Source organism: Aeromonas bestiarum (genome assembly GCF_000819745.1).
GTDB classification, from domain to species: Bacteria; Pseudomonadota; Gammaproteobacteria; order Enterobacterales; family Aeromonadaceae; genus Aeromonas; species Aeromonas bestiarum.
On sequence record NZ_CDDA01000038.1, the window covers coordinates 41317 to 52903 of the forward strand.

8 protein-coding genes and 2 pseudogenes are annotated in these 11587 nt (G+C 60.8%); 5 read left to right on the forward strand and 5 right to left on the reverse strand.

The window, feature by feature from the left end:
• Positions 1-28 precede the first annotated feature (28 nt).
• Entirely contained in the window at positions 29-904 is an 876-nt protein-coding gene (locus BN1118_RS19565) for a helix-turn-helix transcriptional regulator (RefSeq protein WP_043134753.1), read from the forward strand.
• A gap of 201 nt (positions 905-1105) precedes the next feature.
• Positions 1106-2359 (forward strand): NADP-dependent isocitrate dehydrogenase, encoded by a 1254-nt coding sequence (gene icd, locus BN1118_RS19570; RefSeq protein WP_005312750.1) that lies wholly within the window; start codon positions 1106-1108, stop codon positions 2357-2359.
• Between the two features lie 86 nt (positions 2360-2445).
• On the opposite strand, the gene BN1118_RS21950 is transcribed toward icd, so the two are convergent.
• From BN1118_RS21950 to dsdX, 3 genes are all read right to left on the reverse strand, one after another.
• Positions 2446-2622 (reverse strand): hypothetical protein, encoded by a 177-nt coding sequence (locus BN1118_RS21950; RefSeq protein ID WP_005328937.1) that lies wholly within the window; start codon positions 2620-2622, stop codon positions 2446-2448.
• Between the two features lie 340 nt (positions 2623-2962).
• Complete coding sequence (locus tag BN1118_RS19575) at positions 2963-4294, reverse strand: D-serine ammonia-lyase (RefSeq protein WP_043557604.1); 1332 nt, start codon at positions 4292-4294, stop codon at positions 2963-2965.
• Positions 4295-4311: 17 nt separating this feature from the next.
• Entirely contained in the window at positions 4312-5649 is a 1338-nt protein-coding gene (dsdX, locus tag BN1118_RS19580) for a D-serine transporter DsdX (protein WP_043557605.1), read from the reverse strand.
• A gap of 226 nt (positions 5650-5875) precedes the next feature.
• Here dsdX and dsdC point away from each other — a divergent pair, with 226 nt between their 5' ends.
• Positions 5876-6820: a DNA-binding transcriptional regulator DsdC gene (gene dsdC, locus BN1118_RS19585; protein WP_043557606.1), complete on the forward strand. Its 945-nt coding sequence runs from the start codon at positions 5876-5878 to the stop codon at positions 6818-6820.
• 771 nt (positions 6821-7591) lie between these two features.
• The gene (locus BN1118_RS19590) at positions 7592-8401 is read left to right on the forward strand and encodes an AraC family transcriptional regulator (protein WP_084214204.1); all 810 of its coding nucleotides are present in this window, start codon (positions 7592-7594) and stop codon (positions 8399-8401) included.
• A 30-nt stretch (positions 8402-8431) separates the two neighbouring features.
• Here the strand turns inward: BN1118_RS19590 and BN1118_RS19595 are convergent, their stop codons facing one another.
• Positions 8432-10687, reverse strand: a complete 2256-nt coding sequence (locus tag BN1118_RS19595; protein WP_052449217.1) for a M9 family metallopeptidase — start codon at positions 10685-10687, stop codon at positions 8432-8434.
• A 437-nt stretch (positions 10688-11124) separates the two neighbouring features.
• Positions 11125-11241: pseudogene (locus BN1118_RS21415) on the reverse strand (IS5/IS1182 family transposase); the annotation flags it as partial.
• 116 nt (positions 11242-11357) lie between these two features.
• On the opposite strand from BN1118_RS21415, the pseudogene BN1118_RS22335 reads away from it, so the two are divergent.
• A pseudogene (locus tag BN1118_RS22335) lies at positions 11358-11576 on the forward strand (Tn3 family transposase); the annotation flags it as partial.
• Between the last annotated feature and the right edge of the window lie 11 nt (positions 11577-11587).

Sequence of the window (11587 nt, forward strand, 5' to 3'; positions counted from 1 at the left end):
TGCCTCTCTACTTTTGATCAGGATCAGCATGTCACTTATCTTCAGCCAACTGCTCGATGGCGCCCTTCATGAGCAGGCCCCCTTCGAGCAGATCTGGTTTGCCCAGGATCAGGGGGTGCCGCCCGGTTTCAGCTATCAGGTCAACTTTCCCCGCCTCGAACTGGTGTTCAGCGGCGAATACCTCAACCAGATCTGGGACAAGGAGCAGGGCTGCAAGGAGATAAGCGTGCTGCCGGGGCAGGCGCTCTACATACCTCCCAATGGCTGGAACAAGCCGCTGTGGACCACGGATTGCTCTGTGCTGAGCCTGCTGTTTGGCAAGCGCCAGCTGGGGTTCAGCCTGGTGAGCAAGCGGCGGGAAGACCCCGATTTTTTCGACGTGCAAAAGCACAGCATAATGGCGCGGGCCGGCCATGTGATCGAACACATATTGGCGGCGCTCAACGTGCTGACCGAGGATCCCGGCCGCTCCCCCACCGACAACCACTTGTTGCAGGCGCTGCTCACCAGTGCCCGCCAGCTGCTGGCGGAGTCCGCCGCCGAGCGGCCAAGAGGGGCGGACCTGTTTCACGGGATCTGCATCTATATCCAGGAAAATTTTCACCGCCCCATCACCCGCGACTCCATCGCCCACCGTTTCAACGTCTCGGCCAGCCATCTCTCCCATCTGTTTCGCGAGCAGGGTCATATGCGCCTGGCCGATTACATCAGCTGGGTGCGGATCGATCGGGCCAAGTTCATGCTGAAAAAGTACCGGTTTCGGCTGGAAGAGGTGGCGAGCCGCTGCGGTTACGGCGATGTGAACTATTTTTGCCGGGTGTTCAAACAAAAGACCGGGCTGACCCCTTCCCAGTACCGCTCCCTGAGTCAGCCACAGGGGCAGGGCGAGGGGCTGGTGGGATAAGCTGGGATGCCGCTGGAACCTGCGTGAGTCAGGCGTTGGCGGGGCCGCTGTGGATCCGGGGTAGGCAGGCTGGACGCATTGTGATCCAGTACTCGACTATGGTCTGACATGCGTGCTCGCCATTTGATTATGAAAACGAATGGGCTAAGATGGCCGCGCGCAACTTACAGATTGATAACAAACGGAAGTTAGGAGATGCCGATGGAAAGCAAAGTAGTTATCCCGACCCAGGGCCAGAAAATCACAGTCGATGCCAACGGCAAGCTGCAGGTTCCCAACCATCCGATCATTCCGTTTATTGAAGGGGATGGCATAGGTGTGGACGTGACCCCGGCCATGTTGAATGTGGTCAATGCCGCGGTCGAGAAAGCCTACAAAGGCGAGCGCAAGATCGCCTGGATGGAGATCTATACCGGCGAGAAGTCGACTCATATCTATGGCGAAGGTGCCTGGCTGCCGGCCGAAACCCTGGATTTCATTCGTGAATACTGCGTGGCCATCAAGGGCCCGCTGACCACTCCGGTCGGTGGCGGTATTCGCTCCCTCAACGTGGCCCTGCGTCAGGAGCTGGATCTCTACATCTGCCTGCGCCCGGTCCGTTACTACGAAGGCACTCCGAGCCCGGTCAAGCGTCCCGACCTGACCGACATGGTGATCTTCCGCGAGAACGCCGAAGACATCTACGCCGGTATCGAGTGGAAGGCGGACAGCGACGAAGCCAAGAAGGTCATCGCCTTCCTGCAGAACGAGATGGGCGTGAAGAAAATTCGCTTCCCCGAGTCCTGCGGCATCGGCATCAAGCCCATGTCCAAGGCCGGTACCGAGCGTCTGGTGCGTGCCGCCATCGAGTATGCCATCGACAACGATCGCGACTCCGTGACCCTGGTGCACAAGGGCAACATCATGAAGTTCACCGAAGGTGCCTTCAAGGATTGGGGCTATGCCCTGGCCCAGAAAGAGTACGATGCCCAGCTCATCGACGGCGGCCCCTGGTGCTCCTTCAAGAACCCGAAAACCGGCAAGACCATCGTGGTCAAGGACGTCATCGCCGACGCCTTCCTGCAACAGATCCTGCTGCGCCCGGCCGAGTATGACGTCATCGCCTGTATGAACCTCAACGGTGACTACATCTCCGACGCCCTGGCCGCCCAGGTTGGTGGCATCGGTATCGCCCCTGGCGCCAACATAGGTGACGGCGTGGCCCTGTTCGAGGCGACTCACGGCACCGCGCCGAAATACGCCGGTCAGGACAAGGTCAACCCGGGTTCGCTGATCCTTTCCGCCGAGATGATGCTGCGCCACATGGGCTGGGTCGAAGCGGCCGATCTCATCATCAAGGGCATGGAAGCGGCCATCGCCAACAAGACCGTGACTTATGACTTCGAGCGACTGATGGAAGGCGCCACCCTGCGCTCCTGCTCCCAGTTCGCCCAGGACATGGTCGATCAGATGTAAGCGGTGAGACTGAAATGCAAAACCGGCGCCATGAGCGCCGGTTTTTTTATGGGTGACAGGCCGCTGGCCTGAAGGTGCACCTGTGATCAGGTGGTCTTTTCCACGTGCTGTTGATAGAGCTGTTGCCACTTGCTGCTTTCGGCTTCATCGCCCTGCGTCTGCCAGAACTCGCAGATGGAGTTGGCGAGCTCGGATGCCATGGCGTGATCTCCATCGCGGCGACTCATCAGATATTGTCCCAGCCAGCTTTGATATTGTTTCATTGCCCGATCTCCTTATCTAAGGTGCCCTTGGTGGTTGCCCGTTTGGCAGACAAGTCTCTCGACTGCTGCCAGACCTGACTCAACCAGGTCACTGTTTTCCTGCGCACCTCTGTTCGTTGTTATCGCCGGATTGGGTAGCGATCTCGCCGGATAACGGTGCTAACGGGGCGCAGATGTCAAAAAACGGTCCCTATCCTATCACAAAATAACCAACTTGGGGGGATTGGCGGCCGAAGGAGGAGAGGTGAGGTGCTCACGCTCAGGGCAAAGGGTGTGCCATCTTGCTGATCCATGAAGAGAAAAACCCGCCAGGGTGGCGGGTTTGTTGGGTGAAAAAAGATCAAATTTTGGCGGTGGCCAGGTATTTTTCCATCTCCTCGGCGGGCACCATGCCGCCGCCGGTGGCCCATACCAGATGGGTAGCCCGGGCCAGGGTAGCGGCATCGATGCCGCGCTCCGTCTGCCACTCGCGATCAGCCGCCACGCGCCACGGACCCGGCATGCCGGCCAGCGCCGAGGGCTCCAGCCTGATCTGTTCATCCCGTGCCAGCAGCCCCAGCAGGTCATACATCTCCTGATCGCTCAGGGTGTAGAAGCCATCGAGCAGCCGTTCCATGGCGCGGCCGACGAAGCCGGAGGCGCGTCCTACCGCGAGGCCATCGGCTGCGGTGAGGTTATCGATGCCCAGATCCTGCACCGCAATGGCATCGTGCAATCCGGTGTGGACCCCCAGCAACATGCAGGGGGAGTGAGTGGGTTCGGCAAACAGGCAGTGGACGTGGTCCCCGAACGATAGTTTCAGGCCGAAGGCCACGCCGCCGGGGCCGCCGCCCACACCGCAAGGCAGATAGACGAACAGCGGGTGCTCGGCATCCACCTTGATGCCCATATCATCGAACTGCTTTTTCACCCGCTCACCCGCTACCGAGTAGCCGAGGAACAGGGTGCGGGAGTTCTCGTCGTCGATGAAGAAGCAGTTGGGGTCGCGCTCGGCCTCCTTGCGACCCTGCTCCACCGCCACCCCGTAATCCTCTGCGTATTCCACGACTATGACCCCGTGTTCACGCAATTTGCGCTTCTTCCACTCCCGCGCATCGGCGGACATGTGGACTGTGACGGTGAAGCCGAGCTTGGCGCTCATGATGCCGATGGACATGCCGAGGTTGCCGGTGGAGCCCACGGCAATGCTGTACTGGCCGAAGAACTGGCGAAACTCGTCCGTGAACAGCTTGCGATAGTCGTCTTCTTCGCGGAGCAACCCGGCCTTGATCGCCAGCTGTTCGGCATGGGTCAGCACCTCGTAGATGCCGCCACGGGCCTTGATGGAGCCGGAGATGGGCAGGTGGCTGTCTTTTTTCAGCAGCAACTTGCCGGTCACCTCGACGCCGTAACGCGCATTGAGCGTTGCCTGCATGGCCGGGATGGCGGCGATCTCGGACTCCAGAATGCCCTTGCTGGCGCGGGTCTCGGGGAAGGCGTCGCACATGTAGGGGGCGAAGCGGGCAAGCCGGGCGGAGGCATCCGCCACATCGCTGCCATCCAGCCCCACATGGAGCAGGCCAACCGCCAGCGTGCTGGCCTTGGGGTTGAACCAGGTCACGGGCTCGAGTGCGATCAGGGATTGCACCAGCGGGAATTGGGTAATGAGTTGTTGGACGTCGATGTTTTTCATGGGATGTCTCGGTCTTGTTACACGATATAGGAGAGCAGGAAAGTACCGGCCAGCGCCATCAGGGAGGCGACAAAGGTGGCGGTAGTGTAGTACTTGAGCGTTTCGTTCAGGGTGGCGCCGCAATACTGCTTGACCAGCCAGAACAGGGAATCGGTCACCATGGTGCAGCCGATGGCGCCGGAGCCGATGGCCAGCGTCATGATCTCGGGGCTGATGTTCGGGTAGTGCACCATGATGGGGGAGACGATGGCGGTGGCACCCATCATGGCGACGGTGGCCGAGCCCACGGCGGCGTGCAGCATTATGGCCACCAGCCAGGCCAGCAGTATGGGGGGCATGTCCAGCTGGGAGAGAATGGTCGCCAGGCTGTCCCCCAGGCCGCTCGCCTTGAGCACGCCGTTGAAGGCACCGCCTGCCCCTATGATCAGCAGAATATTGGCGATGGAGGAGAAGCACTGTTCGGTCTGGTTCAGCAGCCCTTCCATCTTCATCTGCTGACGGATCCCCAGCACGTAGTAGGCGGTGAAGGCGGCGATGAACATGGCGGTGATGGGGTTGCCGATGAACTCCAGCAGGGTATAGAGACCGCTTGCGTGATCCATGTTGAGCTCGGCCACCGTCTTGGCCAGCATCAGCAGTATGGGCAGCAGCACGGTAAAGAGGGAGGCACTTAAGGTCGGGAGGCTTGCCTCGTCGCGCGCCTCTATATTCGCAAAGGCGGCGGGCACCTCCTTGAACGGCACCCGTTTACCGAGCAGCTTCAGAAACAGCGGGCCGCCCACCAGGGAGGCAAAGAGCCCGACCGCGAGGCCATAGATGATGACGGAACCTATGTCGGCACCCAGCTGATTGGTGACGTAGAGCGCGGCCGGGTGGGGCGGCACTATGCAGTGCACGGCCATCAGGGCGGTGCAGAGCGGGATGGCCAGGGTCAGCAGCGAGGTTTTGGTCTTGCGGGCGATGGAGAAGGCGAGCGGAATGAGCAGCACGACTCCCACTTCGACAAACAACGTGATGCCGCACACCAGACCAACCAGCACCATGATCACCTGAGGCGAGAGCCAGCGGCACTTTTGCAGGGCGAGACCTATGCGTTCCGCCGCCCCCGATACCTCCATCATCTTGCCGAGTATGGTGCCAAGGCCGATGACGGCGGCGAGAAAGCCCAGGGTGCCGCCTATGCCCTCTTCCATGGCGTTGACCATCTTGACCGGGTTCATCCCCATCATGGTGCCCACATAGAAGCTCGCCAGCAGCAAAGCGAGGAAAGGATGCACCTTGCCCTTCACTATGGTGAAGACAATCAGAATGATGCTAGTCAGCAAGGTACCGACGACCCACACTTCAGAATTCATACTGCGCCTCTATGTGTCATGAATGATGATTAGGCGCCTATTGAATGAAAATGACGGGCGGCTGACAAATGATGAAAATGGCGTCTTGGATGATCTGTGTTGATGCAAAGGTGCCACATCCATCACATTTATCGGATTTGATGGGATTTGGGTTTTTTGGTTGCATCCAAAGGCAGGTTTTCTGGCTATCATCTGTGCGTTTTTTGGGGGCGAAGAGGCGTGCCAGATGTATACCGAAGACAACTACGTATCGAGAAACAAACTGCTGAACGGTTATCAGCTATCCAAGCTGCATACCTTCGAGGCGGCGGCCCGTCACAGCTCGTTTGCCCTGGCGGCGGATGAGCTGGCGCTCAGCCCGAGTGCAGTGAGCCACAGGATCAGTGCGCTGGAAGATGAGCTTGGTTTCAAGCTGTTCCAGCGCTTTCACCGCAAGGTGATGCTGACCGCAGAGGGGCAAAGAGTCTTCTGGGCGCTCAAGTCCTCGCTCGAGTTCATCAACCAAGAGATCCTGGAGATCAGGCATCAGGAACTGTCCGGTTCCCTGACCGTCTATTCCCGCCCCTCCATTGCCCAGTGCTGGCTGGTGCCCAGACTCGCGGATTTTTCTCGCCTGCATCCCCAGATCGATCTCAACGTCATGACAGGCAACGAGAACATCAATCTGCACGGCTATGGCATAGACCTGACTATCTATTTCGATGACAAGACCCCGGAGCGGCTCGCCATCCACCCGCTGATGGATGAGTACATGGTGCCGGTGTGCAGCCCCGAATATGCCGAGCAGCATGGGTTGCTGGACAAGCCTGACCACTTGTCTCGCTGTCGCCTGCTGCACGACAGGCAGGCCTGGGGCCATGACTCGGACAGCGACGAGTGGAGCAGTTGGGCCCGCCAGTGCGGCATCTCCCTCGACGCCTGCCAGTCAAACATGGGGTTCGATCGTTCCGATCTCGCCATTATCGCCGCCATGAACCACGCCGGGATCGCCATGGGCCGCAAGAATCTGGTGAGCAAGCGGCTGGCCAGACATGAACTGGTGGCCCCCTTCCCTGGCATGGAGGTGCGCTGCGAGCAGCGTTACTACATAGCGACCTTGCCCAACCGTCAGTGCCCCAAGATCCAGGCCTTTGTCGACTGGGTCTGCGCCCAGGCAGGGGAGACACAATAAGCGGCAGGGCCAAGCGCCGTGTTATTCCCCGTCTGGCGTGCAGGATGGAGGGCGAGCTCCCGGCAAAAAACGGTGCAGATGGCAGGTGCGGCGCCGAAGAGCGAGGAATTCGTCTAACATCCCAGCGAGTTAGCCGAATGCACCGTCAGTAAAGGCTCAATCGTTCGACATAGGATGGAAACCGGACACAAATAAAAGGGCCACTTCTTGCGAAGTGGCCCTTTCCAATGCTGGGGAGGCTGAATCCATAACTCATGTTATTGATTTTATATAATTTGTTTTTAGTGAAAAGAGCTTAGGTGTTACTGGCGAACAAGCCACCGCACATTTTGCCATTGAGGCCTACCTGTCTACCCCGCGAAAAAGCCGGCCAGGTCTCCGGCTACTTCGAGCGCTCGCGACGCACTTCTCGGGATGCGGGTTCAAATCCCCATGACCCGGCTCCCACGATTCATACTCCGTTACGGGTGTCATCCTTGAATGACTCGGTCACCAGCTTGCCATCGGTACTGGCCTGACGCTTACTGCCAAGCCCGTGATGTTGAGCCCCTTGGGTGGAGTGGAGTCTTGCCGCCGGCCCTTGACCCTACCGGGTCAGGCGAAGGCGTGGTCGCACTCGGTGGGCCCGGTAGATGGCTATGCCACAGAGCGTGGACGACGGTGGCACCTGAGTGTGCGAGCCGGATATGGCACAGGGCGGAACAGCCCATACTGGAGGCTGCTACACTGGCCGAAGAGATTCGGACGGACACACCAACAAGGAAGTTGACGATGAGAGAGACTCCCAGCGCCCTCGCGGCGTGGCTGCCCCCCAGTCCTGGGCATCTGCGCGCCGATCTGGATACCTGGCGGCAGCAGTTTTTTCGGGCGCTACCCGACGCGCGGTGCCTCGAGGCCCTGTTCGATCGGGCTCCGGACATTGTCTTCTCCATCAAGGACAGGGCCGGCCGCTATGTGAGCATCAGCGAGGCCTGTACTGAGCGCTGTGGCCTGGCGAGCCGGCATGATGCCATCGGCAAGACGGCCCACGAGATCTTCCCACCCCACATGGCAGCGCGCTACCAGGCCCAGGACGAGCGTCTGTTTGGCACCGGTGAGCCCGTAGTGGACAATCTCGATCTGACCCTGTTTAACGACCGCAGCCCCGGCTGGTGCCTGACCAACAAGGAGCCGCTGCGCGATGCTGGTGGCGCTATTGTAGGCCTGGTATGCATGTCACGCGATCTGCACGAGCCGAGCCGGGCCGGCTTCATCGACGATCGCTTCGTCGAGGCGGTCGATCACATCCTGACTCATTATCCCACCCCCTTGCGTATTGAATCGCTGGCACGACGGGCCGGAGTATCAGTCGCCCAGTTTGAGCGGCGCATGAGGCGGATCTTCCAGCTCTCCGCCGGTCAGTTCATCACCAAGACTCGCATCGACATCGCGATCAACTGGCTAAAGGGCAGTGATATGGCCATCGCCGACATCGCATTGCGGTGCGGTTTTTGCGATCAGAGCGCCCTGTCGCGGCAGTTTCGAGCTCTGACAGGCCTGTCTCCACGCCAGTACCGGCAGTTGCTGCGCCGGGGGAATTGACGCGCCGCCGGTGCGGCGCGTCGTACTCACCTATTGAGCCAACCCCACACTGAGGCTCAGATCCCGGTAGGGTGCACCAGCGTCCACCGCTATGTGGTAGTAGGTGCCGCCCTCGGGGGCCTGGATGGTGACTGTCTCGTTGTTACCACCATTGGCCGAGTCCTGATCGTAGCTGTCCCGGTTCGGCCAGCCCTGGTGCATGACATAGAGGTTGGCGTCGCCACTGCCACCTCGGGTCTGCACCGTCAGCAGCGTTGTCCCTTGGGGCACGAAGACGTAGAAGTAGCGGATGTCATCCGATGCGATACCGGTGCGGGCACAGGTCGCGTCGATGACCTGATCGTCGGGATAGCCGCAATCCGGCTCGGGCGGCTGGCCGGCCGTGGTGGCCGTCTGCACCCAGGCGGCGAAGTCGTCGTCATAGGCCAGATCCTGCATGGTCGACCAGTAGCCGTCATAGTCGTCGGCGCGAAATCTGGTCACGGTATCGTCCACCCTGTCCCTGTGGTGTTCGAACATGTAGCGCACCGCCATATAGCCCCAGCGGTAGGCGCGGGTCCCATAGTCGTTCATGCCATAGGTGTTGCCGAAGATGGTCGACAGGGGATAGGTGCCGGCCTGGGCCGTCTCGATCGCCTTGGCGTTGTCGTTGCCAAGGGACAGATACTCGGCCAGACCTTCTATCCACCAGACGGTGGGCTGGCTGATGGCACGGGCGAAGTCGCCGGCCATGTTGAAACGGCCATCCAGATAGTGCACATACTCGTGCTCCAGATTCCACACCGAGAACCGGGGGCGTAGCCAGGAAGCCTCATGGGCGATGAAACGCGCCTGGTTGCCGGGTTGGTCGGGATCCCCTTCCAGATACATGCCGCCGTTGTCGGTGGCGATGCCGTAGATGACGCCAGCGTAGCGGCTGTAGTTGGCGTAGTCGTCGAACACCACCACCTCCAGCGCGTCGTTGACGTCGCCCGGCAGTGGCCGGTTCTGGGTCTTCAGCATGCGGTGGAAGTATTGCTCCTCGTTGGCCAAGGCTGCGCAGCTCTCGGTCAGTTGCTGCTCTGTCATACCCTGGGCTCGGATGCGCAGGGTCGACCCGCACTCGTGGTTGATCGGCAGCACTATGTCGGCCAGCCGCTGCTCGAAGTCACAGGTGCCGTACTCGGCGCAGCGGGCATTGTCATAGTATTTCACGGCACTGGCGGCCACTAACCAGAGATCGGCGCCGGGACCATCCAGACTGCTCTTTGCCAGGATCTGCTCGATCCTGGCCCGCGACGCGGCTAAGTGGGCCGGATACTGCATGTAGCGCAGGGCCTCGTTCAGGCTGTCGGTGAGCTGGTAGGCGTAGCTGGTGCCGAGCAGGGCGGCCTGGTTGCCCTGCACGAAGGCGAACAGGGCCTCGGCGTAGCTGCCGTCTTGCTCGGCCAGGGCGCGCCCCTCAGCGCGGTAATGGGACATGAACAGGACGGTCAGCAGGCCGGTGTAACCCGACCCCACCTCCCAGTGCTTGAGGGCATCGGCGGCATCCGGCTGCCCGTCTCGATTGGTGAAGCGAGCGATGAGGGGCTTGAGGCGCGGCAGGTAATAGGCCTCATCATGGAGATTGGTCATCAGGGTGAAGCTCTCCCCGATCGTGCTGCCCGCGTCCGGGTTGGGGATGAACAGGGCCGGGTTGTCCAGCAGCCGATCGAGGCCGACCCGGATCGCGTCGCGTACCGTGAGCGGTGGCTCCGGATAGAGATCGCGGGCGATGGCATTGTAATAGCCGGCGCGCAGATAGAGCACCAGATTGACGAGGCTACGGCTGCTGCCCTGATAGTCGGCGGCGCGCGCCTGCAACCGTCCGGCCACCGCCAGCAGGTTGGCGGTGTCATAGATGCGGGCGCCGTCGTCCGCCGTGAGAGAGAAGAGGCCATAGGTGCACGACACCTCGGGCAGGCCCTCCAGGTAGTCGGCCAGGGCAGCACCGGATTTGTCGAGGAAGCCAGCCGGATCGCGGCAATCGCCCCCCTCGACCAGCAGGCTCTGGGCCTGGGCGCGCCAGTCGGGCTCCCGGTCGCGCTGGACGTGGGGATCTTGCGCCAGCTCGGGGGCGGCGGGCGGCGGCAGCAGGCGGTGCAACCGCGGCGCCGGCAGGGTAGCGAGGGACTGGCCGTGCTCGGCGCCGGCCAGATCTGCCGGCACCATGGCGGGCGAGGGCAGGGAGACGGGGGCCTCGGTGGCGGCCAGGGCGGTGGCCCAGCCAGCCAACAACAGACACGCCAGGGGTTTTAGTGCAAGCATAGGACTCTCCATGGTTGGGGTAGATGCCCGTGCCGGTGTAGTCACGCTGCTGGCGCCTCCCTGCGCCGGTCCGGGACACCTAATGTGGCAGAGAGTCCCCCCGCCCGTATTGGCATATCCCTGCGCCTTGACGGCGCAATTTGCCAAAAACGCTTCGCCCGGGTATGCCTTCGCCATCTGGTGTGGGCAGGTAGCACCCCCTCATTGGGATCCGCAGATGCAGGAAGATTTGGGCGCCCCTTCACCATCAGGAAATAGCATGGACAGGCATTGTTCATAACAGAGCTACCAGACTTATCTCCCAGTTCAACTTGATGCGCACCATTAGCCTGGCAATGCATCGTTTTACACCACAAGATGAGACTCGATACGGTTTGGGTGAGAAAAGGCGCGAGGGAGCCCCTCGGCAGCGAGCCGAGTGAGAACATTTGGAGCCACTAACAAAACCGCTCAACAAAGCGCAGGCAGATAACGGCACAAGCCAGCGTCAGCAAGGCGAGATGGATATCCAGCCGTCGCTCGAAACGAATTCGCAGCTTGCCAAAACCGGCTAGCCTCTACGCCCCAGCGGCTGCCGCCAGCTCACAGCGCCCTTGCTCATGAACCTCCCAGCCCATGCCCTTGCGGCTGTAAATGTCCTCAATCAGATAGAGGTAGTAATACTGACCCCGTATCCCAGCAGATAGAGTCCTTGCTGCCCAGCGTGGATCTCACTGAGCTGTTGCTGGAGATACATGCTCATACCGGCTTCGCCAACGAATTTACTCATGTCAGCGAATCCAATGCCCGAGCCGAGGGGCTGGTTGTCTGTATCTGCGCAGTGTTGCTGGCGGAGGCCTGCAACATCGGATTGGAGCCGCGGCTCAAGCACCAGGTATGCCCTCTATCGCCATGGGGACT

Bases quoted from the DNA above. Each gene is read 5' to 3' on its own strand.
- BN1118_RS19575 (WP_043557604.1), bottom strand. From the start codon at position 4,294: ATGAAAAACATCGACGTCCAACAACTCATTACCCAATTCCCGCTGGTG.
- BN1118_RS19595 (WP_052449217.1), bottom strand. From the start codon at position 10,687: ATGCTTGCACTAAAACCCCTGGCGTGTCTGTTGTTGGCTGGCTGGGCC.
- BN1118_RS19590 (WP_084214204.1), top strand. From the start codon at position 7,592: ATGAGAGAGACTCCCAGCGCCCTCGCGGCGTGGCTGCCCCCCAGTCCT.
- BN1118_RS19565 (WP_043134753.1), top strand. From the start codon at position 29: ATGTCACTTATCTTCAGCCAACTGCTCGATGGCGCCCTTCATGAGCAG.
- icd (WP_005312750.1), top strand. From the start codon at position 1,106: ATGGAAAGCAAAGTAGTTATCCCGACCCAGGGCCAGAAAATCACAGTC.
- dsdX (WP_043557605.1), bottom strand. From the start codon at position 5,649: ATGAATTCTGAAGTGTGGGTCGTCGGTACCTTGCTGACTAGCATCATT.
- BN1118_RS21950 (WP_005328937.1), bottom strand. From the start codon at position 2,622: ATGAAACAATATCAAAGCTGGCTGGGACAATATCTGATGAGTCGCCGC.
- dsdC (WP_043557606.1), top strand. From the start codon at position 5,876: ATGTATACCGAAGACAACTACGTATCGAGAAACAAACTGCTGAACGGT.